This is a genomic window from Lysinibacillus sp. FSL M8-0216 (genome assembly GCF_038595555.1).
GTDB classification, from domain to species: domain Bacteria; phylum Bacillota; class Bacilli; order Bacillales_A; family Planococcaceae; genus Lysinibacillus; species Lysinibacillus fusiformis.
In genome coordinates, this window is record NZ_CP152007.1 from 2,170,994 (window position 1) to 2,195,358 (window position 24,365).

Annotated in this window: 30 protein-coding genes, 3 pseudogenes and 1 other annotated feature; of the genes and pseudogenes, 23 read left to right on the forward strand and 10 right to left on the reverse strand. The window is 36.3% G+C overall.

Features of this window, described 5'->3' with window-relative positions; all coding sequences use genetic code 11:
* The first annotated feature begins 36 nt into the window (after positions 1–36).
* Both MKX57_RS10555 and MKX57_RS10560 read left to right on the forward strand, forming a co-directional pair.
* The gene (locus MKX57_RS10555; protein ID WP_008174933.1) at positions 37–459 is read left to right on the forward strand and encodes an ester cyclase; all 423 of its coding nucleotides are present in this window, start codon (positions 37–39) and stop codon (positions 457–459) included.
* A 224-nt stretch (positions 460–683) separates the two neighbouring features.
* Positions 684–1,301, forward strand: coding sequence for an FMN-binding negative transcriptional regulator (locus MKX57_RS10560; protein WP_008174932.1), 618 nt, complete (start codon positions 684–686; stop codon positions 1,299–1,301).
* 119 nt (positions 1,302–1,420) lie between these two features.
* Here MKX57_RS10560 and MKX57_RS10565 read toward each other — a convergent pair whose 3' ends face one another.
* On the reverse strand, positions 1,421–1,594 hold the full coding sequence (locus tag MKX57_RS10565; protein WP_170844050.1) for a hypothetical protein: 174 nt from the start codon (positions 1,592–1,594) through the stop codon (positions 1,421–1,423).
* Between the two features lie 275 nt (positions 1,595–1,869).
* On the opposite strand from MKX57_RS10565, the gene MKX57_RS10570 reads away from it, so the two are divergent.
* Complete coding sequence (locus MKX57_RS10570) at positions 1,870–2,499, forward strand: LysE family translocator (RefSeq protein ID WP_089984601.1); 630 nt, start codon at positions 1,870–1,872, stop codon at positions 2,497–2,499.
* A 740-nt stretch (positions 2,500–3,239) separates the two neighbouring features.
* On the opposite strand, the gene MKX57_RS10575 is transcribed toward MKX57_RS10570, so the two are convergent.
* A complete protein-coding gene (locus MKX57_RS10575) occupies positions 3,240–3,332 on the reverse strand; it encodes a YjcZ family sporulation protein (RefSeq protein WP_080709335.1) in 93 nt (30 codons plus the stop codon).
* 599 nt (positions 3,333–3,931) lie between these two features.
* On the opposite strand from MKX57_RS10575, the gene MKX57_RS10580 reads away from it, so the two are divergent.
* Entirely contained in the window at positions 3,932–4,945 is a 1,014-nt protein-coding gene (locus MKX57_RS10580; protein WP_089984599.1) for a S66 peptidase family protein, read from the forward strand.
* A 65-nt stretch (positions 4,946–5,010) separates the two neighbouring features.
* Here the strand turns inward: MKX57_RS10580 and MKX57_RS10585 are convergent, their stop codons facing one another.
* Positions 5,011–5,355 (reverse strand): hypothetical protein, encoded by a 345-nt coding sequence (locus MKX57_RS10585; protein ID WP_089984596.1) that lies wholly within the window; start codon positions 5,353–5,355, stop codon positions 5,011–5,013.
* Positions 5,356–5,463: 108 nt separating this feature from the next.
* Here MKX57_RS10585 and MKX57_RS10590 point away from each other — a divergent pair, with 108 nt between their 5' ends.
* The 5 genes and pseudogenes from MKX57_RS10590 to MKX57_RS10610 all read left to right on the forward strand — a co-directional run bounded on the left by MKX57_RS10590 (position 5,464) and on the right by MKX57_RS10610 (position 9,364).
* Complete coding sequence (locus MKX57_RS10590; protein WP_237068817.1) at positions 5,464–6,318, forward strand: hypothetical protein; 855 nt, start codon at positions 5,464–5,466, stop codon at positions 6,316–6,318.
* 121 nt (positions 6,319–6,439) lie between these two features.
* Positions 6,440–7,053, forward strand: a pseudogene (locus MKX57_RS10595) (MFS transporter); the annotation flags it as partial.
* 86 nt (positions 7,054–7,139) lie between these two features.
* Positions 7,140–7,348, forward strand: a binding site (T-box leader).
* A gap of 162 nt (positions 7,349–7,510) precedes the next feature.
* Complete coding sequence (locus tag MKX57_RS10600; protein WP_036125557.1) at positions 7,511–7,963, forward strand: HIT family protein; 453 nt, start codon at positions 7,511–7,513, stop codon at positions 7,961–7,963.
* Positions 7,956–8,768, forward strand: coding sequence for a protein phosphatase 2C domain-containing protein (locus tag MKX57_RS10605; protein ID WP_089984590.1), 813 nt, complete (start codon positions 7,956–7,958; stop codon positions 8,766–8,768). Before MKX57_RS10600 ends, MKX57_RS10605 begins: the two co-directional genes overlap by 8 nt.
* A 386-nt stretch (positions 8,769–9,154) precedes the next feature.
* Positions 9,155–9,364: a hypothetical protein gene (locus MKX57_RS10610; RefSeq protein WP_025117169.1), complete on the forward strand. Its 210-nt coding sequence runs from the start codon at positions 9,155–9,157 to the stop codon at positions 9,362–9,364.
* A 265-nt stretch (positions 9,365–9,629) separates the two neighbouring features.
* On the opposite strand, the gene MKX57_RS10615 is transcribed toward MKX57_RS10610, so the two are convergent.
* Positions 9,630–10,283: a FusB/FusC family EF-G-binding protein gene (locus tag MKX57_RS10615; RefSeq protein ID WP_342551012.1), complete on the reverse strand. Its 654-nt coding sequence runs from the start codon at positions 10,281–10,283 to the stop codon at positions 9,630–9,632.
* A 576-nt stretch (positions 10,284–10,859) separates the two neighbouring features.
* Positions 10,860–11,147 (reverse strand): hypothetical protein, encoded by a 288-nt coding sequence (locus MKX57_RS10620; RefSeq protein WP_089984584.1) that lies wholly within the window; start codon positions 11,145–11,147, stop codon positions 10,860–10,862.
* Between the two features lie 393 nt (positions 11,148–11,540).
* Here MKX57_RS10620 and MKX57_RS10625 point away from each other — a divergent pair, with 393 nt between their 5' ends.
* Together MKX57_RS10625 and MKX57_RS10630 are read left to right on the forward strand one after the other, a co-directional pair.
* Positions 11,541–12,188 (forward strand): class I SAM-dependent methyltransferase, encoded by a 648-nt coding sequence (locus MKX57_RS10625; protein WP_043989843.1) that lies wholly within the window; start codon positions 11,541–11,543, stop codon positions 12,186–12,188.
* Positions 12,189–12,311: pseudogene (locus tag MKX57_RS10630) on the forward strand (hypothetical protein); the annotation flags it as partial. It lies immediately after the preceding gene.
* Positions 12,312–12,409: 98 nt separating this feature from the next.
* On the opposite strand, the gene MKX57_RS10635 reads toward MKX57_RS10630, so the two are convergent.
* Positions 12,410–12,700: a hypothetical protein gene (locus MKX57_RS10635; protein WP_258955924.1), complete on the reverse strand. Its 291-nt coding sequence runs from the start codon at positions 12,698–12,700 to the stop codon at positions 12,410–12,412.
* Between the two features lie 107 nt (positions 12,701–12,807).
* Between MKX57_RS10635 and MKX57_RS10640 the strand changes: the two genes are divergently transcribed.
* The 8 genes from MKX57_RS10640 to thrS all read left to right on the forward strand — a co-directional run bounded on the left by MKX57_RS10640 (position 12,808) and on the right by thrS (position 18,818).
* Positions 12,808–13,206 (forward strand): MarR family transcriptional regulator, encoded by a 399-nt coding sequence (locus MKX57_RS10640; protein WP_008174905.1) that lies wholly within the window; start codon positions 12,808–12,810, stop codon positions 13,204–13,206.
* The gene (locus tag MKX57_RS10645) at positions 13,206–13,553 is read left to right on the forward strand and encodes a DUF3147 family protein (protein WP_096364351.1); all 348 of its coding nucleotides are present in this window, start codon (positions 13,206–13,208) and stop codon (positions 13,551–13,553) included. The genes MKX57_RS10640 and MKX57_RS10645 overlap by 1 nt, the downstream gene beginning before the upstream one ends.
* Before the next feature lie 14 nt (positions 13,554–13,567).
* Positions 13,568–14,050, forward strand: coding sequence for a GNAT family N-acetyltransferase (locus MKX57_RS10650; protein ID WP_008174901.1), 483 nt, complete (start codon positions 13,568–13,570; stop codon positions 14,048–14,050).
* Positions 14,051–14,101: 51 nt separating this feature from the next.
* A complete protein-coding gene (locus MKX57_RS10655) occupies positions 14,102–14,566 on the forward strand; it encodes a hypothetical protein (RefSeq protein WP_342551013.1) in 465 nt (154 codons plus the stop codon).
* A gap of 134 nt (positions 14,567–14,700) precedes the next feature.
* Entirely contained in the window at positions 14,701–15,210 is a 510-nt protein-coding gene (locus MKX57_RS10660) for a hypothetical protein (RefSeq protein WP_008174898.1), read from the forward strand.
* A gap of 133 nt (positions 15,211–15,343) precedes the next feature.
* Positions 15,344–15,934, forward strand: a complete 591-nt coding sequence (locus tag MKX57_RS10665; RefSeq protein ID WP_239355085.1) for a hypothetical protein — start codon at positions 15,344–15,346, stop codon at positions 15,932–15,934.
* A gap of 12 nt (positions 15,935–15,946) precedes the next feature.
* Positions 15,947–16,303 (forward strand): lipoprotein, encoded by a 357-nt coding sequence (locus MKX57_RS10670; RefSeq protein WP_008174895.1) that lies wholly within the window; start codon positions 15,947–15,949, stop codon positions 16,301–16,303.
* 601 nt (positions 16,304–16,904) lie between these two features.
* Entirely contained in the window at positions 16,905–18,818 is a 1,914-nt protein-coding gene (gene thrS / locus MKX57_RS10675; RefSeq protein ID WP_342551014.1) for a threonine--tRNA ligase, read from the forward strand.
* A 107-nt stretch (positions 18,819–18,925) separates the two neighbouring features.
* Here the strand turns inward: thrS and MKX57_RS10680 are convergent, their stop codons facing one another.
* On the reverse strand, positions 18,926–19,396 hold the full coding sequence (locus tag MKX57_RS10680; RefSeq protein ID WP_043989840.1) for a hypothetical protein: 471 nt from the start codon (positions 19,394–19,396) through the stop codon (positions 18,926–18,928).
* Between the two features lie 160 nt (positions 19,397–19,556).
* Positions 19,557–19,727, reverse strand: coding sequence for an aspartyl-phosphate phosphatase Spo0E family protein (locus tag MKX57_RS10685; RefSeq protein ID WP_025117185.1), 171 nt, complete (start codon positions 19,725–19,727; stop codon positions 19,557–19,559).
* 910 nt (positions 19,728–20,637) lie between these two features.
* On the opposite strand from MKX57_RS10685, the pseudogene MKX57_RS10690 reads away from it, so the two are divergent.
* Positions 20,638–21,182, forward strand: a pseudogene (locus tag MKX57_RS10690) (histidine phosphatase family protein).
* A 160-nt stretch (positions 21,183–21,342) separates the two neighbouring features.
* On the opposite strand, the gene MKX57_RS10695 reads toward MKX57_RS10690, so the two are convergent.
* Positions 21,343–21,897, reverse strand: a complete 555-nt coding sequence (locus MKX57_RS10695) for a GNAT family protein (RefSeq protein ID WP_008174882.1) — start codon at positions 21,895–21,897, stop codon at positions 21,343–21,345.
* Between the two features lie 179 nt (positions 21,898–22,076).
* Between MKX57_RS10695 and MKX57_RS10700 the strand changes: the two genes are divergently transcribed.
* From MKX57_RS10700 to MKX57_RS10710, 3 genes are read left to right on the forward strand one after another with little or no spacing between them, the layout of a single operon-like run.
* Positions 22,077–22,661 carry an SMI1/KNR4 family protein gene (locus MKX57_RS10700; protein WP_239355087.1) on the forward strand — a complete coding sequence of 195 codons (585 nt, stop codon included), beginning with the start codon at positions 22,077–22,079 and terminating at the stop codon, positions 22,659–22,661.
* Positions 22,661–23,149, forward strand: coding sequence for a GNAT family protein (locus MKX57_RS10705; RefSeq protein WP_239355088.1), 489 nt, complete (start codon positions 22,661–22,663; stop codon positions 23,147–23,149). The genes MKX57_RS10700 and MKX57_RS10705 overlap by 1 nt, the downstream gene beginning before the upstream one ends.
* Complete coding sequence (locus tag MKX57_RS10710; protein WP_089984568.1) at positions 23,146–23,574, forward strand: GNAT family N-acetyltransferase; 429 nt, start codon at positions 23,146–23,148, stop codon at positions 23,572–23,574. The genes MKX57_RS10705 and MKX57_RS10710 overlap by 4 nt, the downstream gene beginning before the upstream one ends.
* Positions 23,575–23,591: 17 nt before the next feature.
* Here the strand turns inward: MKX57_RS10710 and MKX57_RS10715 are convergent, their stop codons facing one another.
* Positions 23,592–24,329 (reverse strand): class I SAM-dependent methyltransferase, encoded by a 738-nt coding sequence (locus MKX57_RS10715; protein WP_342551015.1) that lies wholly within the window; start codon positions 24,327–24,329, stop codon positions 23,592–23,594.
* Between the last annotated feature and the right edge of the window lie 36 nt (positions 24,330–24,365).

The following is a 24,365-nucleotide window of genomic DNA, read 5'->3' on the forward strand; positions in this document are numbered from 1 at the left end:
TTTCCTCGCCATCATGGATAACAATGGAGGGTTTAAATGACACCAGAGCATATTGTTAAGAAATTTTTTGAAGAAGTACGTTCAGGAAAAAATCCAGATTATGCAACTGAATTAATGGCAGACCAAGTATTGGCACACCAAGTTATTTCAGAAGAAGAAATAACGGTTGTAAGAACGCCAAAGGATTATGCTGAACATGTAAAAGAAATGATAGACGCATATGGCGATTTTTCATTAGAAATACAAGAATTCATAGTACAAGATCAGAAAGTATATGTACGTTGGAAACAAGCTGGTACACATGTTGGAGAGGTTGATGGATATCAGCCAACTAATCTTCCGGTTATTGAAATAGCTAGCGCGATTTATAGAATAGAAAATGAAAAAATAGTAGAATACTGGATACAAATTGATCGAGCTGGTATTGAAAACCAACTCAAACGCAATACGAATAATTAACATCCTTGAAGTGACCCCTAAAAGTTAGACACGCTTCATTGTTTAATAGGAGGCTAATTTCAATCATACGTTTCACTGGCTCCTTCCAAAATTACATATTTGGCTCTTTTAATAGGTGCAATCAACCTTTTATAATCAAATTACATGGTGAAAGGGAAACTGTAAACAAATTAAGAAGATCGTTATTTTTTATTTCACAATGATTGTAAAGAGGAGGGGTTTATATGTTTATTCCAAAGTATTATAAAATAACAGATATGAAAGAAATACAAGAATTTATTAAAATGAATTCATTTGCGACAATTGTTGCGATAAGTAAGGGGAGGCCCATAGCGTCCCATATTCCATTACTGCTTAATCAAGATCAGGATGACTATTACCTAACAGGTCACTTAGCTTACGGCAATCCGTTATGGAAAACTTTTGAGGAGACGGATCAACTATTAACTATATTTAATGGTCCACATGCTTATATTTCTTCGTCTTGGTATGAACAAGAAAATGTACCCACTTGGAATTATCAAGCCGTTCATATTTATGGGAAAGCAAGTATTATGGAAGGTACGGAATTAGAACAGGATTTATCAAAATTACTAGAAAAATATGAGAAATTCCGAGAAAACCCTGTCCTGTGGGAAAAGCTATCTCCTGAAATGTTACAAAAAGAAATAAAAGGAATAAAAGGATTTAAAATAAAAGTAGAAGAGGTTCAGGCTGCCTATAAATTAAGTCAAAATCGGAATAGTACGGATTACGCCAATATTATTAAAGAGCTTTATCAAGAAGACGATCCATATGCTTCTGCAGTAGCTGAGGCAATGAAGAAAAACAGAAATGACTAAAACAAAAGGCAGAAACGAGGTGTTAGGAACGTTTCTGCCTTTTGATGAAATTGAAGAAAGAGAAGATTAAAAATGAAAAATGAGTTGTCCTATAATAGAACAGCTAGTAACTAGTAAAATTATTTAGCAGATTTAAAAAGTGCTTTTCCTTTTTTGTATACAAATCTTTCCCACTTAGCTAACAGCCCATTTCCATTCTCGCCATTTTCTAAAGCTAACGCGTGATTTTTATGGAAATCTTTTACTCGATGATGATGTTCTTTTTGCCATTGGTGTAAAGGACGATGATTCATTTTCTAACCTCCTTTTAGTGATTTAAGTATATGGCGAAAAGAGATTAATGAAAAGTAATCTGTACCTTTTAGGAAAAGCAAAAATAATTCGTTAACTTATTTCAATCGAGAAAAGAATTTAGCGGTCCATGATATTTCTCCTTATTCATTTCGTAGATTTAAAGGTTACAATACCAATAGTTCTTTTAGGCAATAATTATGGATAAAGAAATTGGGTTATTAAAATTAATTCATTCAGTAAGTTTTTTCTAGATCAGAGAGGTAGAAAAATAGGTATGGTAACTTTTGGTACTTTGATAGCTTTTGCACTTGTTTCACTTGGGATGGTTTGCTCGCCAGGACCGAATATGATGTATCTCATTTCTCGTTCTATTACACAAGGACGGATGGCAGGATTCATATCATTATTAGGTATAATGCTAGGTTTCATCATTTACATTATTGCCACAATGTTTGGACTTACAGTGCTGTTCATTACGGTTCCATTTTTATATGAATTGGTGAAATGGTCTGGAGCCGTGTATTTATTATGGCTCGCTTGGAATTCGATAAAACCTGGCGCAACATCTATACTTGAACCTCGGACAGTTTCTATAGAACCACCAAGGAAACTATTTTTAATGGGACTTATGACGAATTTGCTAAATCCCAAGATTGCCATTTTGTATGTATCACTATTACCTCAATTTGAAGATCCAGCAAAGGGTTCTTTACTGATTCAGGGAGGAATATTGGGCCTAACACAAATCACCGTGAGTTTTATAGTCAATCTTATTATTGTTTTGGTAGCTAGTAGAGTTGCTAAATTATTGGGCACACGTCCTACATGGTTAAAAGTTCAACGATGGTTCATGGCAAGTGTTTTGACATGTCTTGCTGCTAATCTTGTATTTGATTGTAGATAAAGTTTGATTAGTATATAACTAGCTCTTTATGAAATGAAAGATTCTGGTGTAGTGGGCGTTGTATATACAAATGGGCTAAAATGTGCATTCCTACAACGGCATTTTGTTCGACTATTCGAAAAGGCATATAGAGGGCGATTAATGTTAGTCGGAAAAGGTCGTATACAAGAAGCGTATTCTTAGAATTAATAAGAATCATTGTTATTTTTATAGTTTTTGGATGTCTTATGTGGGGAGCGGTACAACTCATTTATTCCACTTTACAAACAAATATGGATCATGATATTGGCTGGTTCCCAGGGATAGCAATATACATAATTTTATTCATTCTGTATCGTAATAAGTTACAATTCTCAGGCTTTTATGAAGGCCCCAATCAAAAAACATTACCCAAAAAAGTAACTCTTGTATTAATGGCTTGCTCTCTATTACTATTCATACTACCAACCATCATACAATAAACTTGAGAACTTAGTGGCAACAGGATCAGGGCTCGTTTTTAGAGTCCTGGTCTTTTTTTATTCTCTAATTTTGCCGTACTTCATTTCCATAAACCTAGCGTGAAGTATGAAATCCTATTGTTGTTGGACTGAGGAGAAATGAAAATTAAAAAAAGGGTCAATTTTCGGGGCGACCCTTTTATGGTAAACATAAAAAAGGCTGTTATGATTATTTTACCTCGAAGAAGGAAGGCTATATGGAGACTATTAATTATTGCCCGACATTTATGTTGAACAAAGCTAGCGCCTAGTGCCGACAATAATTAAAAGTATGAATAGGACAACGATTAGTGCGAATGATAAATTATCGTGTTTGTCATAGTTTGTACCCATTATAAATCCCTCCTTTCTATCATCTAGAATATGTAAAGTTATAGATAGGAGAGATGCTATTCATCTAATCAAACCTTTCTTTTGAAAAATTTAATAAGAATTTTTCGTCCATAAAGGTCCTATTTATTTCATGCAAATAGAAGATTGCTGAAATCAGTCGCTTAGTGCTGTAATATGAATCGATAATGTCAGTTCCTGCGCTTACCCGGGAAATTTTTTTCTTATTTCCTAGGCGAGTAACCCAATTGATTAGGGAAATATAAATCATGGCAGCATATGAAATAACAGCGGATGAACGGATTACCGAGGAAATAAGGCTGTACAGGGAGCGTCATTTGGTAGTGAAATGATTGCTAGCATATAGAGAACATTTAAAAAAGCGGAAATAAACGTGATCTATTATATAATGGCTGCTTTTACAAATGCGAAGTTTGATGGAGGCCAGTCGGCTTAATAAATAAACATAATCCAAGAGTGGTAGTAGGTGGACATGTAATTATACGGTAAAAGGTCAGCTCACGGCTCTAAAGATATGAATTATGTTTTAAAAACAGGATACAATTTGTGTTAAAATGATAAAAAATTAAGGGGTGATTCATTTGATCAACTATCCATTTTTAAAAGATGACATGACCATTGGAGTTACAGCACCTTCCTCTGGTGTACCCGTTGAACTTCATGATTTATTGAAAACAGCGTGTATTCGTATGGAAAATAAGGGGTTTAGAGTCATTTGTGGAGAAACTGCTTGGACTCAGGATAAGGCAAAATCTGCCTCTGCTATTAAGCGTGCCGAAGAATTTCATCACATGATGGCTAATGATGATATCGATATTATTATTCCTCCATGGGGTGGAGAGCTCCTTATTGAAATACTTGAATATATTGATTTCTCCAATATTCAGCCAAAATGGGTATTAGGGTACTCAGATGTTAGTCTATTATTGTTGGCAATTACATTAACAACGGGTATCGCTACTGCACATGGAACGAACTTAGTAGATTTAAGAGGAGAGTATTTTGATGATACAACCGCCATGTGGCAATCAGTTTTATCCTTAAAAAAGGGCGAGTCCATCGTACAGCATTCGTCAGACCACTATCAAAAAGAATGGCAGTTCGATAGCCCCTCGCCTTATGTTTTTAATTTTACGGAAAAAACGAAATGGCAATCTACATCAGTGGAGAGGGTGAAAATTCAAGGGCGTTTACTTGGTGGATGTATAGATACTATCAGACATTTGATTGGAACGAAATTCGGTGATGTTCAAAGCTTTCAAGAAACGCATATTCAAGGAGAATCTATTATATGGTACTTGGAAAACTGCGAATTATCCACGACTGATCTACGCAGATCCCTTGTACAAATGAAATTAGCTGGATGGTTTAATAATTGTTCAGGTATTCTATTTGGTAGAAGTGCTGCGAATACATCCGTTGGAAACTATACAATTGAAGATGTATATCAAGAACTTTCTGAGGAGCTACAAATTCCTATTATCTATGACATTGATTGTGGGCATGTGCCACCACAAATCACTTTTATAAACGGAGCATATGCAGAATTAGAATCATATAACAGTAAAGGGACTATTGTGCAACACTTTATATAAGTATTTCCCAATGTAAAAACACCCTCTAAAAGATTTAGAGGGTGGGTATTTGTATGGTTATGCGATTAGATGGAATTTCGATAAGCTTTTTGTGTGGTGAAGTACTTAGATTTTGATAAAATATTTTGGAGATTATGTTGCGCTAATGGTCCTAATTTATTACTATTAGAGCCCAATAAACCATCCTTAGCCGCATTTTTAAGTGTGTCAATTTGTTTAGTTGTGAGTTTAGAGGTTTTGCTGCTTTCAATAATTTTATTCACATTATCGATTCTCTGTTGTTTCTCTTTAGAAGTACGGTTAATGTCGTTACTGTTTTGGTTGTTTTGTTTTTGTTGTGTGAGACCTTGTTTATAAGATCGACGAGTCATTAAATATTGCATAGTTGATGAGTTTCTCGATGTTATCATAAAAAGTTTCCACCTTCCTAATTTTTTTAGTTTTTACCATACATATCCTATTATCGTCCAAAACTCTCTTTACATTAGCTTCAAAATTAAATTATGGAGAAGATGAACATGAAAATTAACTTAGCACAGATGAATTTAAAAACTTTACCTGATTTTAATGTATCCCAAATAAAGGGAATAAAGGATTTGAATCTATTTGATAACGATTTGAGGGAAATACCTACAGAAATCTTTCAAATGACGAGTATAGAAATACTGAATATTTCAGTCAATAAAATTAACAATTTGCCAGCAGAAATCACGAACTTAAAGAATCTGAGAATGTTAGATGCAGGGCATAATCATATTGACCTCATTCCTCCTGAAATTGGTCATTTAGTGAATATGGAGGACTATTTGTATTTTCATCATAATCAATTGCAATCGATTCCTCCCGAAATCGGCCAGCTTACAAAAGTAAGATATTTAAACTTAAGTGATAATTTGTTGAGTGGACTACCAGAGGAAATAGGGAATTTAAATAAACTGGTAGAACTGCGAATAATGAATAATCGATTAACGGAGTTACCAGAAAGTTTGTGTAGATTAACGAATTTAAGAGAATTACATTTGAAAAAAAATAGCATGACTAGTCTGCCTGAAAAAATCGGAGAACTAGCATTATTACGGGTTTTAGAGTTAGAAGACAATCAATTACAGGAAGTACCTGATTCATTACATACATGTATAAAATTAAGGCGGTTAAATCTCAGACAAAATAAATTGAAAACATTGCCAGCATCGATGGGTCATTTGAAAAATCTACTAGAATTAGATCTACGAAGTAATGATTTAAAGGAATTACCGGAATCATTATTGGCAATGGAAAGCTTAGATCGACTAGATTTAAGGTGGAATCATGAATTAAAAATCCCGAGCTGGTTAGATGAATTAGAGGCAAGAGGCTGTATCGTATATTTGTAGAATTAGAACAGTTGAGTGTGCTTTGACCATATAAGTAAAGTTCGAAAAGCACGTGAATAGTTCTAGCTAATCGTTTTTATCGTAAATAAAAAGGACTTCCACAATCAAAGGTGGAGGGCTACTATTGCTAGTTGGGCTAAGTTTCATAACCGATTGGAAAGGGATTATGCTTTCGGTAGTAGGATTATTTATCATGATGCAGCCTTTCCAAAAGCTGCTGCCGGAGTGTACCTTAAGTGCCAGAAGAGGTTTGCCTGCTACGATTACCTCAAGAGCGACCGAAAGTTAAGTTGTGTTGACTTTGACAGAAGTGAAAATACTTCCTGCAGATTTGGCTGGATTAATTGTGGCCGCAGGTGCATTAAGTTGGTCAACTGCAGCTTGGCTACAGTCAAAACTTGATGCTAAAGACAATGGAAATGGGCGAAAGAAACGGGTATTGGTGGGACTAGGGAATTTGCAGTAATCTCACAGCTAATTACTGGATTTCGTATCGGTTTAGCACATCCTACCACTGGAGCTATTGCGTTGCAACACGCTAAATCAGGTGAAGAGGGAGAAATATCCGCAAGTCTCCTGTTTACTGATGCATTTAGTCCGGGTTTGAGCATCGGGATTGGCGGAGCTCTCATCGGTGTTAGTCAATCGCTGAATTTGGGATTGTTGACGGGGATTCTTTTGGCATTGTTTCTTCAATTATTTTTCGTACTCATAAAGGGCCAAATTTTTGAATAACATTCTTTAACGAAAGGTTCTAAAATGATGATATGGGAATTTTTCATTGACAAAATTTTCAGTATTTAATATGATTTAAATCAATATATAAGTCAATGATTGGAAGTAGTAGGGAACAATTATTGTATAGAGAGCTGTTGGATGGTGCAAAACAGTCAATAATTTTCTGAACTCGTCCATGAGTATTTATGCTGAACTAAAGTAAGTATAAACGGCAGCTACCGTTATAGCTTAAGTGGATTAATGTTTAATTAATCAATTAGAGTGGTAACGCGAATGTAACTTCGTCTCTTTATTGAGGCGAAGTTTTTTTATTTTTAGGAGGGTGAGCCATGAAACTATTGTGAGAGAAGTTAAAAAAAGTGATCGAAGATTTCGAATGTAAAAGGTTATTACAATAATATTTACAGCTATAAATATTAACTTTCAATGTGTTAACCGAAGGGGGAGAAATTTTATGAACGATTGTTTTATTTGTAATAAACACGCTGGAAATATTCATACCGCAGGGATAATGATTTACGAGGACGAATATGTTTTTGTTGGACATATTGATAGAAATGGTAATCCAAACTATCTTGGGCATATTATGATTGATTTAAAAAGACACGCTCCCACACTTGCCGATATGACAATGGAAGAAGCAAAAGCGTTTGGAGTTATTATGGCTCGAATTAGTAAAGCTCTAACAGAGTCAGAAAATGCTGAACACATTTACTCATTTGTTTCAGGAAATTCAGTCCCACATCTTCATATGCATCTAGTAGCTCGTTATCCAAATACGCCAAAAAAATACTGGGGACCATCTGAAGTTTACGATTGGAAAGATGCTCCAATGGGTGATAATAATGCTATTATAGCGCTTTGTAATCGTCTTAAAACGTATCTAGATGGTAATCCACATGAATAATAAGAGTAAAGATTTTAGTTGGATCGGAAGCCAAGAAAACTTCGTAGACAACCCAAGCATTCTTCAACTAAATCATATTCTAGTTGGTCGTTACGGTGGTAATTCTAATGCAGGACAATATAAGAATGAAGATGGTTGCTTAGTTTGGCATAACATCAAAGAAAATTGGGAGTTCGTGATTCTCCTTGATGCACATAATACAACAGAGAGCGCTAAAATTATTTTAGAGCAGTTCAATAAAGAAAAATGTACCATCAAAAATTTATTATCCTCACCTGTAAATATGAATTTTTTTAATATGATGGAAAATAAGATTTTAAGTATGTTTCAATCGGCGTATTTCCTATCTAGTTGTCGGAGAATCAAGGGAGAAACAGCTTGCTTAATTGTAGTCAGGAAAGATAAATATGTATGGTGGTTTTCCGTTGGAGATTGTATTCTTTGTTTATTTCATCCACAATTAGCTGCATTAGGCCAATATCAATTGAATCAAAGGCAATTTTATGAATGGATAGGACAGGTTAATACTTTTGAACAAGAAGTTCCTTGCTATACAGTTGGAAGAAGGGAATTAAGAAAAGGAGAAAATCATTTATTCCTTACAACCGATGGAATAACGGAATGCCCGAATGAACCCTATGCAAACGTGATAGATATTTATAATGCAGTTAATAACCTAGATGATGAGCGTAGTATTTGGAAAATGTTACGAGACATCCAAGAAAATAATGTTAGAGACAGTACAACAATTATTTCATGGAAGGTAAATATTTCGAAGACTGCCACAATCCCTAGTAATCAGTAAAATATATTAATTAGTATGCAAAATAAATCTAAATAACGTTCCCAAATCAAAGTTTGGAAAGAAACCGAAATCCAAGAAATGCTATGGGTAGTTAGCGGGGGAATCATCATATTTATTTTATCTGTAGCCATCAATATATTTGATGGATTCCGTAAGGCTCGAATCCGTTAATTCTTTTAGTATCTTCCATCACTCCATCTAACTTAAATCATTTTAGCTAGTCCAAAAAAGAACACATTGACGAATACGAACATTGAATAAGATAGCTTCCATCTATTTTTTTGTATGCTAGCTCATGTTATAATGAGGAGCTTAAGTTAATTAAGACCTTGAACGGATGCCAAGAAAAGCCTCCGCAGAACGAGAAAGTATGGAGGTGTAAGAAAATGAATAAACGTTGGACGATTGGTAAAATTAAAGAATTTGTTGAGAACAATTCGGAAAGTAAGTTGCTATCAACGGAATATCACGGGTTTTCTCAAAAGTTACTATTTAAATGTGCATGTGGTAGTAACTTTGAAAAAACATTTACTAAATTTAAAAATAAACATCAACGAAAATGTGATGTATGCCAGCCACCAAAAGAGTCACGTTAAACGTAGTGTCGATATTTAATAAAGCTTTATGTGACCTAAAGTATTAATAATTTTATATGAGTTTGATTTGAAATCACCTTCCTCCTATAGTTCCTTTATAGAGGAGGTGATTTTTTGTGTCTGAAATTATTTCTGAAGTTTTTCCAAGCAGTGGAGGGGGATAGTGTCATTTTTCACTCAAGCTATGCCACTACAAAAGTCAAATTGCGCTAGCCATTAAAAAGGCAGAAATGTTGCCTACACAACATTTCTGCCCTTATTTCATTTATTTTTGGGTTATTCGTTGGAAAAAGTCGCGCGTTCTATTCATATCTGATACATGCTCATTACATGTTTGGCTATCTGCACAAATATAATTACTATGGTTAGTAAATGTACCAACGACTTGCCCTTTAATGGAAGTCGTAAATAAGCCAACATCTGAATGACGATTGCAGATGGCGCAAATACCGCGAACAGTATTGTTGGAAAATACCCCTTTAATCCCCTGGAGTTTGTCGTCTTGTTCGAGGACAACGTATTTTCGATGTGTCCCAACATCATCCCATGCTAGGTAACAAATTTGTTGAAAATCAAGTTCATCTAAATTAGGTAGCTTCAGCTTTTTCTCCTTTTTAAACAATGATTTGAGGGTGCTAGCTGTTACTGGCTTAAACGGTATGACATAAGGCTTTAACTGCTCTAACAAGGCATCGCCCTGCGCACGATCTGTGACGGTGAAAAGCTGTTCAACAAGTTGTGTTTCCTCAGTGGATAACTCTAATTTGGTAGTAATTTCCGTTTCGACAAGCCCACGTACTGCAAGAATGACACTTTTGTCCTGCGTTGTGGTAAGGGCATGTAAAATTTTACTTAATTGCTGTTCCAGTAAGTGATAGTTTGCGACCATTAAGAACGGCTGAATAGTTTGTTTTTCCATTTGAAATCTCTCCTGTTTTATAGGCTAATTTTAAAAGCATTTGGCCTAAGAGATCATTCAATTTCTGTTATGGATATAACTTAATTTAGACCTCTTTGACCTCAGAAGCCGTTCTAGAGCATGCATTACAAGTGAATGCGGACATTTCGATCCCTCCCTTAAGGATTGTTGATTTATATAAGTTTTTTATTTTTAGTCTAAAAAGTGAATTATCTTGATTTTTTAATTTTATCAAATGTTACGCTTGTTTTTCAATAGTCAAATGACCGGTGAAGTGGTGATAAGTATTTAAACATGCATATGACTCAATTGCCTTTGAAACATACTTCATTAACGATGGCATATTGAGCGAAGTTATATCTAAGACCATGTAAATTTATATAGTTGAGATCGAATATACCTTAAATAATTCAGGCACGAAGATAATGCGCGATTTTTTATTTTTTGGAAGACTGAATGAGAATGTTTTAGTTTTCACATCAAAGTACAATTGTTTATTAATGTAAATTTTATTATACTCATAAATCTATATAACAGCCCATTGGTATTGAAATTCAGAGCTTCTTAAGAGAAAAATTAGGATTGTTTGCTTATTTTTAATAAACCAATTATTTTTCTAACATAAAAAAGAAGAAAGTAAATAAGTGTAACATCTATAAAAAAATAAAGTATATTAAATTGAATTGATGTAATACCATTTTTGGTAAATAAAGAAAATGTAGATGATAACTCATTCTCACCGATGTAACTTATAAATTGAAAAGGGGCTCCAAATTTGTTGGTTCCATAAGATACAAAGAAAACGGACAATAAAGTCATGATAATGCTAATCCATAATAACCCCTTTTTATTTGTAACTTGCATTAGCCACCTCCTTTTTAACTACCCAATATAATTATTGTATCATAAAAAAGAAAAAATGTAATATTTTGTAAATTATTAATGGTTTACATTACGAGAAAACCACTATTAGTAGCAGTAGCTTCATTTTCAGTATGAAGTTTTGTATTCGGACAGAGTGTTAATGTGCATGAGCTAGTAGCACAGGAAGAAGTATCTACAGCTGAACAAGAGCTTAGAGAAATTCAACAAAAGTATAATATTTGCTTATTGCCCTATGTATTTTCTGAATTGTTCGATAGATAAAAGATTGCTATAATTGAATGAATTGGTTCATAAAGGAGGAATTGTGATGACACAGAAAATGAATAGTCAACGAAACAATGCTTGGAGAATTTATTCAATTTAGGAGGCACTATGCTATTAAATCAACAAGGTTTTGATCTCTGGGCGGATGGCTATGACCAAACCGTTCAACTTAGTGAAGAAAATCAGCAATACCCATTTGCGGGCTATAAAGACATTTTAAATAAAATTTTTAATGAGGTCATGCAAGTTCCGGCATCGACTGTATTAGATATTGGCTTTGGGACAGGTGTTTTAACAGCTAAACTTTATGAGCATGGGCACAAGATCGATGGCTTTGATTTTTCTTCGAAGATGATGGCTATTGCACAGGCAAAAATGCCACAGGCTAACTTACTCGAATGGGATTTATCGAATGGTCTACCTACAACACTGATGAACAATCAATATAATGCGATTGTTAGTACGTATGCCCTACATCATTTTACTGATGAGCAGAAGGTTACGTATATCAAACAATTATTACAGCAACTAACACCCGATGGTAAAATTTTAATAGGCGATGTTGCCTTTCAAACAAGAGGGCAGCTAGAACAATGCCGTCAGGCTAGCAAAGGCTATTGGGATGATGATGAGTTTTATTTTGTCCATGAGGAGCTAAAAATTAGCCTGCAGGATCGTTGTCAGCTACAATTTTACCCAATCTCGCATTGTGGTGGTGTTTTTGTAATATCGAATTGTACTGAGGTAGATAGATAAATGCTCAATCAAGACGTTTTATATGGAGAATTCGAAATAGATGGTGTGCTAGAGGAACTTATTCAGTCATCGCCTGTTCAACGATTAAACGGAATTCATCAAGCAGGAGCTGGCTGTTTGGTATATCGTCAATGTAAAAGAAATAAATACCCATGCGATTTAAAAAAATAAGAAGGGTATTTATGTGAGAATCATCAAAAGTTAGTCTATGACAGATAGGGCTAATGTAAATAATGCGAAGGAGCTGTCAAAAGATAGCTCCTTTTGCTTGTTAGGCGAACATCGATAAAATATATTTGCCAGAAAGCATAAACAGCTAGCGCACTCATTACCGAAGTACCAGGCTTAAACCAGTTCGTTAAGAGGAAGACCAGTACAGTAAATAACAGCATGCCGATCGCTCCGAGCACGGTGTTTTGTAGGACTGTATGAAAGGTAGATGCTTTCATATTTTTCATTTGCATGCCCATGTTAATCAATGTCAAAATCGGCAGGGCCGTAACAATTGCCATTTTGCTTTAGTAAACTATCTGAAAATATAAACTTTATGGGGAGTACTTTAAATGTATCGTAATTTACGATATAATCGTATTCAACGATATATAAAAGGGGTACCAACATGATTACAAATATAAATGAGTATTTTACTACGATATTTTATCATCTACATACAACACATGAAGATGTGATTTCTCACCAAAGTGTGCGGATTTTACAGATGATTCAAAAGGAAGAAGAGGTAACAGTACGCGATATTGCAGGGTTATTAAATATTTCTCCTAATACAGCGTCAGAGCATGTGAAAAAACTAGAGCGACATGCCTGGGTGACAAAAGAACGTGCGAGTGACGATCAACGTAAGGTTATTCTTCATTTGACAGTAGAGGGCTTACAAATACTGAAGAAAAACTCAGAATTAGATGAAGAGAAGCTCAAGCATGCACTTAATAAGCTAACAGAACAGGAACAACAGGCCATCCTACAGGCATTCCGACGTCTAAGTGAGGTGGCGAAATAATGTATACATTGTTTAAAATTCTTAGCTCGGCAGCAATTATTGGTGTCGTCACAGAAGTGGCACGAAGATTTCCTTCCTATGGAGGAATTATTGCGGCATTACCTTTAGTGAGTATTTTAAGTATCATTTGGCTGACGGTACAAAGTGAATCGAGCGAGCATATTCAACGCTTTACAGTTAGTGTCATTGTAGGTTTACCGGCAACCATGTGCATGCTGTTTGTTATTTACATGGCGATGAAATCCTCTATTCATATTGTCTTTGCTATTGGTCTAGGTATTCTTTCCTGGGCAGTTTTCTTAGGCATTCAAAAGGCCATTGCTGGTGTTTTTCATCTATCCATTTAACGAGGAGTTCAGACATGACAATCATTGAAATTCAACAATTACCACAACAAAATGTGCTTCATTTTTTTAAGGAGCATTGGGGAACTACAGAAATGGTCATTTCAAGTGGCGTTTATGACTGTAGTCAATTAGAGGGCTTCGCTTTTGTCAATGACCGTCAAGAGATGATAGGACTTGTTACTTACATTATTCGTAAGCAAGACTGTGAAATCATTTCTCTCGATAGTCTTCAAGAAGGCAAAGGTATCGGTTCAGCGCTTGTACAAGCAGTAGAACAAATAGCTTTTGATAACGGTTGTACAAGCATTACTCTTATTACAACGAATGATAATTTACATGCCCTAAAGTTTTATCAAAAAAGGGGATATTACTTCATCGAAATCTTGCCTAATGCGGTGGAAAAGGCAAGAGCCTATAAGCCTTCCATCCCATTTATCGGCAATGATGGCATTGCGATACGAGATGAATTACGACTACAAAAACAGCTTGACTTCTAAAAAGTCAGGTTGTTTTTTGTTATACTGAGAAAGTGGAAAGAGAGGGAACATATGAAAAAAATAGTATTTGCCTTATTACTAAGTGTGCTTGTGGTGGGCGCCGCATTTATGATTTATCTTAAGAGTAATCCACCGCTTGTCATTCAAAGTTACACAAGTAAGCAGGGCAATGAAGCGGTCAAGATCATTGCGATTGAAAACAAAGGATTACGTGAAATTAAGCTTACGCAACTACTTGTTAATGAAAAACTTCCTGATAGTGCTGAGCTGGTCATTAGTAAGTCTGAACCATTTGAGGTCGAAACAAAACTAGAGGGAAATTCCAATATGTCATTTCATAAATTAACGCAAGTTAAAGTTTTACCTCGTTCATACATAGATCAACAAGCAATTGGCAAGCAGCCACAGCATTATGCGGTTCAAGTCAAAGCAGCCGACATCAAAAAGGTGAAGATTCAATATGAATATTTACGCATACCTTTTACCCTAACCGCGGAACTTCAACAAGGTCAATAGACAGACGATACGCTAATTTTGTCTTATCATTTATGCCTGTGTCATTTCTTAAGATTGTTTGCTGAAAAGCACTAATTCCTCCTAAATCATGGTAATATTATAGTAATAGCAATCGTGATACTAGGAGGGACCTAATGGCAATTATCATAATGGGTATAGTACTATTTATCTGTGTTATCACTGTGGCTTTAGTGTTAATGAAAAAGTTATCGAAGAATGAAATTATGCTTGAAGTAACAGCCACCTCAGAAGGAAAAAATGAATTAGATCAAGCGATAATGAAAATATATTTTACGTATTCTATCGGCAAACTTGCTAGTAGGAAACGTCAAATCCTTGGCAGTGTTGAATGGTCTGATGGGTGGATGCCTGTTAGCTATAATCTAAAGGAAAATGGTGTGTATCGTGAGGAGCGATTACTTTATGCAACAAAAAATCAGTCCTACTCAACCTTTGAGATTCATGCACCCAATGCAATCGATGATCAAGGGCGAGGTGAAGGGTACGCTGTTCTTGTATTGGAAAATCCCGATATTTCCCATAGATCATCTAGAGCAGGTGTCATCCTTGCCGTCACAGCCAATATGATTACATATCAATTATCAGATTCCACTAGCTGGCATAATGAAGTTGTTATCAATTAACTCGAAAAAAGCTATCCAAATAGGGTAGCTTTTTTTATTAGTGCTAAAAAGTAAAATTAGGCTGATTATGGAACTAAATGAGGGGAATAACGTATAGAAAGAAGAGGGACTTGTAGGATGGAGGAGGATGTAGATGAACGAAATGCCAAGCATACACCAAAAACGATTGGCAATAGATGAGCAAATATGTGCACTCTTATTTCAACGGAAAGAGCTCTCTGCTCATACAAAAGATAGCCCAACAGATGAAATGATGAAGGAATGGGCGCAAAAATATGGTTTCGATGACAAATTTTTAACCATGATTTTCAGTGTGATTAAATCAGAAAAATACTATCAATCACGTGTCGAGCCAGTCGGATTTCGTCAATATATTCCGGTATTACAATCGCAGGGAGTGGGAGATCGAATCTATACGATTTCTTATGTTCGCCAATACGAAAATGCAAGTGTTGTACAGCTTTTGATTGACTGGGATTATGAGGAAGATTCCTATCAAGATATTCATCAAAGATCAAATCGCCATTATTTAGGGTTATTTATAGACCAGAATTATGAATGCCGCCATACAGGTGCATGTGGTTCAGATGGATATGAAAGTAATAGATATGTAGTGACGCCACCATTACCAGATGACATACAAGGACTCAGCTTTATTTTTACAGAATACAAAGATGTGTTTGAAGAAAAACCAACAGGATTGACTGTCACCATGCATTGTTAGGGGGAATAAAATATGAAGAAATGGATAGTGCCAATTGTTTTACTACTTCTGTTAACAGCCTGTCAGAGTCCTGAGCAGGAAGTGCATTATATCGCTAAGAGTGAGCATTGGAAAGCGATCTACCATAGTAATTCTGATCAAGGATTACGCTTATATTATCTTGATGAGAAGGATGATTTAGGGCCCTTACAAATCACCATTGAAGGGGAAAAGGAATCCCAAAATATAATGGATGTGCAGTTAAATAAAGAGGGGTATTATTCATTTACGAAAAAAGAAAGTGAGAAGTTTTTTAAAAGGAATGCTAAGCCAATTATTCATATGCAATGGCTATCTGAAAATGAGTCTTTAGAAATAAAGAATCATTAATGGATAATAATAATTCGATACAGAACTTTTGGGCTCATTGTTTCATTTGTTATAGGGATATCGTGTATGACGCGTTATGTATGTAAGTTGAAATAAATGTAAGCGTTACGAATTTTGACCAGAACAACCGTGGTCATTGAAACGGACGATTTTTTTATTTCAAGGTTTGACAAAAAAAACAGAATTCGTTATAGTAATTAACAATTTCATGCAAAAATGAAATGAGCCATGATAAGGACAAGAGATTCGATCAACCATTTTCAGAGAGGGAGGCCTTCGCTGCAAGCTTCCTAATGTTGTGATCCCTTCTTACTACCTTGGAGCTGTGCTTGGAAACTTGCACCGTCTTTTGCAACGTTACGGCAAAATCAATGAGCCACTAGTCTATTTACTAGTGGGAATTTGGGTGGAACCACGGGTAATGAACACATACTCGTCCCTATGTAGGGGCGGATATGTGTTTTTTTATTTTGGTCCCCATTCTAAAAGCTGAATGAGGATCAAGTCTTTGGCAGGTCCATAGTTTTTCAAATTGTAGTCACAATTAGGACTTCTATGACACACCATAGCAAAATTGATAAAAATTAAAGGAGTCGAGAACATGTCAAATCAAGTTATTCACATTCAATTTCCAGATGGTCAACAGCAAGCATTTACAAAAGGCGTGACACTAACCGAAATTGCCCAAGCGATTCGTCCTGAGCTTCGCAAAAAGGCAGTAGCGGGGAGTGTCAATGGAACCATCGTTGATTTGACGCGCCCGATTATGGAAGATGCTCAAATTACATTGTATGATGCTAGCTCTAAGGAAGGAATTGAAGTTATTCGTCATTCAACGGCCCATTTATTAGCACAGGCTGTCAAACGTCTATACCCCCATGCACAGTTTGGGGTAGGACCCGTGATTGAAAACGGCTTTTATTATGATATAGACATTGCGGATACACTGACACTAAGTGATTTACAACAAATTGAAAAAACAATGAAACAAATTGTGCGGGAAAATGTACAAATCAAGCGACGAGAGGTTTCGAGGAATGAAGCTAAGGAGCTTTTTGCTCATGATGCGTTAAAGCTGGAACTGTTGGAGTCTATTCCCGCTGATGAAACCGTGACGATTTATGAGCAGGGTGAATTTTATGATTTATGTCGAGGTTCCCATGTTCCGTCTACGGGGAAATTACAACACTTCCAATTAATGCATGTATCAGGTGCGTATTGGCGAGGCGATAGCGACAATCAAATGCTACAACGTATTTATGGGGTTGCCTTTGCAACAAAAGAAGAACTTCAACAATACTTCGTGTTTTTATACGAAGCAGAAAAGCGAAATCACCGTAAACTAGGCAAGGAACTTTCGTTGTTTATGTTTTCAGAGGAAGCGCCGGGAATGCCCTTTTATTTAGCAAATGGTCAAATTTTACGGAATGAGCTGGAATCCTATTTGCGAAATTTACAAGCAAAATATGACTATCGAGAAGTACGGACACCTCTAATGATGAATCAGCGTTTATGGGAACAGTCAGGTCATTGGGATCACTATAAAGACAATATGTACTTTACACAGGTGGATGATCAAAGCTTTGCCTTAAAGCCAATGAACTGTCCAGGACATATGCTCATCTTCAAAAATAGCCTACATTCTTACAGAGATTTACCAATACGAATGGCAGAATTCGGGCAAGTGCATCGCCATGAATTTAGCGGTGCGCTGAATGGATTGTTACGCGTTAGGTCATTTTGTCAGGATGATGCACATATTTTTGCAACACCGCAGCAAATTGAAAATGAAATTGCATTGGCTCTAAAAATAATAGATGAGGTGTACAATGTATTTGGTTTCCAATATTCGGTAGAACTATCGACACGTCCAGATGACTATATGGGAGAATTGTCGTTATGGGATCAGGCAGAAGAGGCGCTTGAAAATGTGCTGACAAATTTAGGCATCGACTATACGATTAATGAGGGGGATGGGGCTTTTTACGGGCCGAAAATCGACATTCATATTAAAGATGCCATCCAACGAAGTCATCAGTGTGCCACAGTACAACTCGATTTCCAGCTACCTGAGAAATTCGATTTAACATACATTAATGAACACAATGAAAAAGTTCGACCTGTTGTCATCCATCGTGCGGTGTTTGGTTCCATTGATCGTTTCCTAGGTATTCTCATTGAGCATTTTGGAGGGGCGTTCCCGATTTGGCTTGCACCGCAACAAGTGCAAGTCATTGCAGTGGCGGATGCACATCAAGACTATGCTAAGCAAGTAGTAAAAGCCCTACAACATGAACAAATTCGGGTGCAACTTGACGATCGTCAGGAAAAGCTCGGTAAAAAGATTCGGGAGGCACAATTGCATAAAATACCGTATATCCTTGTTATCGGGGATCGAGAGACTGCCCATCAAAATGTGTCTGTCCGTAGACATGGACAACAAGCCACTGTTGAATATTCCATATCACAATTAATAGAGGAAATGACAGAAGCCATCAAACTAAAGAGCTTATAAAAGAAAGCTTGCTTTGAATAGATCTACTATTCAAGGCAAGCTTTTTAAAAAAAATTTCTATTTTTTTGAAATGACTACTAGAATCTAGTTGCGATGCATACAATGAATTAAAGGTCCTTGGTCCTCTCTTGGAATTGGGATTGACCAAGTAATACTGTTTGTGTTTCAGCGTCGATGACTAGAAATTTTCGATAGGTCTCATCGGTATTGTGCTGAAAAGATGCTAAAAAATAAACTTGTCGATTGGGATGAACAAAAGTATGTTGAGAGAGGTCTATTATTTCTTGTTTACTATTGGTTTGTAAATAAAAATTTTCTGTCGCCTCTGCTATATCTCTAAAGGCCATTTTTTGCCGAATATTCCATGACGCATGGGGATATTCCTCGTAAATTGTACGATTAAGCTGCTGATAAAATTCGTCCTCATCACGAAACGATTGAAATTGGTTGTTTGGATATTGATATAGTGTATTTATTTCAGTTGGTGTGCAAAGTGTGGGTGCCGTATGGTCTACTGAATGTTGGGGTGGCAATAATATTTTGGAAACAACCATAAAAGTTAAGATGAATACATGCATTATTCAACCTCCAGATGTCTTCTTATCAAAAACATCGCCTACTTTTTTGGGATCTATACATGTAGAGGTTGGCTAGCCGAATGCAAAGATAAAACCAGCCAGAATTCAGGTCTGGCTTTACCCATATCTATACTTTCTTCTATTATATGCCTCGTTATGATTAGGAAGCTTGTGCTTGTTTTAAATATCTATTTAGTAGGACGTCCAATTCTTGACTGTAATCTACTACAGCCGGATGAGTGAAACCAAGATCCTTTGCTTTTTTATACATAATTCTACGTTTGATCTCAATTTCCGCCTTCAAGAATTGTTTAAGCAATAAGTTTACCAAGATATTTTCCTCCTAATTTTTTATCCTTATTCATAAAATTAATTTCTTATGACCTCGATTCAACTTTTTCATTGTATATCACTTATATTAAAAAAAATGTCATATTGTGTATCGTAACTCAAATTCGTAATTTAGTCACAGATAGGGACCTTCATCCTGTTATGCGAAAAACAAACATTTTTCACTGTTTAGTTAAAAGGATTTATTATAATATCCATTTATTTCATAAAAATTAAGTATATTAACCCTAACTGTTGAGCTGTTAGGGTTGTTTTCGTGTTTCAATTTAGAAAAAATTAAGTGAGAAAAAGAATGGGCTTAAACCATTTATACTATGAAAAAAGTTGTTGTTTGATATTGAATTTTCCAACAATTTATGGCGTTATTCGTATCTTGTCACATTTTATCAAATAAGCTTTAATGTTGTTTAGAAATGGGGACATTTCATTGAGTGTGGAGAATTATTGAGAATTTTTGAAATTAATGGAATAATAGAAGGGGTATGAAAGAGTAACTTTGTTGTCGCTACTTTTCCAAATAAACGAGCAGCATGTGAAGTGGAGGAGCTCTCACATGGGAACCATCCGTTGGAATACCTTTACTAAAATATGAAACGTATCAGCTTTTCTTAAATTAATATTATTACTACGTTGAAAATAATTGAGTAAATGCTGTCTCGCTGGATGCATTATAGGCCATTACATATAGTAATCACGAATACGCAATAAAAGAATTGTTTGAGCAACAACTTGAAGTGAATTGGCTTGTTTGATGTAATGACGAATAGCTTTAATAAAACGCGCAATTCTGATATGCATGTTTATTTGGAAATTACTGTGGATAGCAGGCGATTTTTGCATGGTAATTTCATTTACCTTGATTCGGCGAATGATGAGTGGAGGAGACAAGAATGACAGAATTATATTTTGTGAGACATGCACATGCCGATTATTCCGAGGATGAATATCATTAAAAGGAATTAGGGATGTAGAACGAGTGACATCTTTATTTAACGATCAACGCATCGATGCAATCTATTCGAGTCCTTATAAAAGAGCCATTCAAACAGTACAGGGTATTGCTAGGTATCATGATGTACCAATTCAAATTGTGGATGCACTAAAGGAACGACAGCTTGCCAATGGAGCGATAGAAAATTTTCAGGAAGCACTACAACGAGTTTGGGAAGAGCCTAGTTTTGCATGGGCTGGTGGAGAGTCCAATCAGCAGGCAATGGCACGGGCTGTACAGAGCTTACAAACTATCATTCTTTCTCACCCCCATGACAGCATTGTTATTGGTACACATGGCAATATAATGGTGCTGATGATGCAATCCTTTGATTCACAGTATGATTATGTATTTTGGCAAACGCTGTCTATGCCTGATATCTACCGATTATCTTTCCGTGAGCTGACTTTATTAGAAGTGGAGCGAGTATGGCAAAAGGGCTGATAGACAGCTAGTGATGGTCTTATGAGAGGGTCCATGTAAAGGACGATGATTGAGGCAGTTGGATAGCTACGTGAATGGATTCGTTAAAACCCAGTCGAGTTGATGTAAAGAAAGAACCCCAAAGAAGACACGATTTATGTATCTCCCCTGGGGACATTTACTATTTGACTTGGTTCCATTCAGAACGTAATAAGCCAAATACTATGAGGTCATGGAAGGTGCCGAAGCGGAATATTTCATTTCGTAAATGCCCTTCCTTCGTGAAGCCGCATTTTTCATAGGAGCGAATAGCTGCAGGATTAAAGCTGAATACTTGCAGTTTGATTTTTTGAATGGCCATGTATTGGAAAATGAATTCAATTAGTGTTTTCATAGCATCCGTGCCATAGCCTTTTCCTTGCCATTGCTGTCCAATTGAAATGCCCACAGAGCAAGTGCTATTTTGCCAGTTAACAGCAAAAACACCACAGGAACCAATCAGTTGGTGAGTCGCTTTTTCATAAATACCAAAGAAAAATTCATCTTTTTTTCCACTGATAGAATGAAAGAATGCGGAATGGTCCTCCATCGTTTGAGGGAAGGGAATTTCATCATTAGCTAGTAGTAAAGTTTTTGTTTCACTTTCAATGGCTACAAATGATTCTAAGTCAGCGGGGGCCATTTGCTGTAATGTAATGGATTGACCGGTTAAAAATGTTTTTAAATAATGATCCATCTATGATTCTCCCTTTAATAAGGGCTGCAAGTATCGTTACAACCCCTAGATTGATAGCAAAGCTTTAACGTCTACTGCCATTTTCGCACTCATAGGCACAACTCCTTTAGTTTGAGTGCTTAAATTGTACCATGTCTACCAATTTAGGGGAATATTTTTTAAGAGAGGAAGGAATAGCCGTGCATACAGCCTATTTTAAGAATTTACTACAATATTTACCGCAAGAGGAGCAACAACAATTACAGAAAGCAAATGGTGCCACAGATGCACAAATTGAAAGCTTACTAGAAATATTTCCACAAAGTCCGCAATCCTTCATTGAACTACTACAGGATGTCAACGGTACTTACCATTGTAAGCATGGACAAGAAAACATTAGTGTGCTTGTACTAGGTTCCGATTTGGGGGATTATCCGTACTATTTAAAGGCAGTTGAGCAAATACTAGCAGATGCTCAAAATCAGCGTGAAACGATTTTTGAGCGTTATCAGGACTTTTTAGAGTATGTGGACATAGATAAAAGGATAAATATGCATGTACCGTTAAACGAACGATTATGCTTTGCAGATTGCATGAATAATGGAGGAACATCCTGTTTGTATCTTGATTTTTCGCCAGCTGAAGGCGGAAAAATGGGGCAAGTGGTTCGATATGTCCATGATCCCGATAGCTTTGAGGTCATCGCTTCTTCATTTGATGAATATTTACAACAGCTTGTTGAGGGGGAATATGAGTTTACAGCTCTCTACGAGGAGGAGTTTTGATGGCTCTGACATTGAAGTTTTATGAGGACAAGGCACAATCGTTAGTAGATCAATATACTATTACAGAGGAGCAGCTTCGCTATACAAAGTCGCCAAAGGATAGCATTGAACTTGCTAAGGAGGATGACAGTAGACACGCTGTTTTAGCTTTCGATGGAGACAAGCTAGTAACCTTTTTTGTGTTACATGAAAAAGAAGGGGTAAAGCCTTATTCCTCGAATGAACGGGCGTTACTAATTCGCTCATTTTCGACCGATTATCATGAGCAGGGCAAAGGCTATGCAAAGGCAGCTCTTCAAATGTTACCAGACTTTGTTCGTCTGCATTTTCCATTGATCAATGAGCTAGTACTAGGTGTAAATGTCCCAAATATAACGGCACAGGCACTCTATATAAAATGTGGGTTTGTAGATGAGGGTAAACAGGCGACAGGCTTAGGGGAAGAACTCAAGGTAATGAGTTATTATATAAAGGATGTGGAAATTTGAGCGATATAAAAGTGGCAGGGTTGGAACATTTGCAGACACTATGTGCAATCGATCAAGAGGTGATTGGGAACGCATCCAGAAGTGATGAAATTCAGCAAGCCATCGAGGAGAAACGTTGTCTGCTTCACCATTTTGCTGATGATATTACAGGATTCTTAATTTCTACTGAGGACTTTTTTGGCTATGACTTTATTTCCTTAGTCATTGTTAAGCCATCAGCGCGAAGAAAGGGGATCGCCTCTGCCTTAATAAATGCATATGTAAAAACAAGCAATTCGTTAAAGGTTTTTTCCTCTACGAATCAATCTAACACAAGTATGCAACATGTATTTCAAGCCTTAGGGTTTGTCAAAAGCGGGGTTATTAATAATCTGGATGACGGCGACCCAGAAATTATTTATGTAAAAATAGCCTCACCACTGTAGTAGGGTGAGGCTTGCCTTTATTTTTTTGCTTTTACAAATAAAAAGGATGGTCGGCGAAGTTCCTTTTCAATAGAAGGAAGCCGTTGAATAGCTTCCTCGCTTGGCTGAGGTTCAACCATTTTGTCGATCGATAAGCCATGGTCGATTAATGTATTGATGATTGTAGCAATAGTGCGATGATATTTGACCACTCCGTCTACCAGCCATGTTTGCTGTCTTATGCCTTCTTCTTGGTAATTATCCATTGCATAGTGTAGCCGTTTACCTTGTTCATCGTAAATCCAATTACCCTCCTTCGTTCGGCGAGCAGTAGCAATCGGATGCTCCACGGAGAAAATAAAAACGCCGTCTGGACGTAGCATTTGGGCAATTTGTCTAATGACTGCCTCAAAATTTTTAACATAATGAAGCGAAAGTGAGCTTGTTATACAATCAAAACGATTGGCGGATGCTTCATAATCCTCAATTGCTTGAAGCTGATAATCAATTTGTGGATGTGCATTTTCTGACTGAGCGATGAACAGCATATTACTTGAAACGTCCAAAGCAGTCACATGCTTGGCGTGGTGTTGGATACAGTATTGGGCGAAGTCACCCATGCCACAGCCAATATCGAGCATTTCTAAATTCGTTAAAGAGGGCAGTAATGATTTCATGGTAGGCTGCTCTAATAAGCGATTATAATTAGATGGTCTTTGCCGTAATGCCTTGTATTGATGGAAAAATTCAGGGTTGTCATAAATATTTTGTTTCATTATAACCTCCAGCTTGTGAAACATAACGTTATGTCA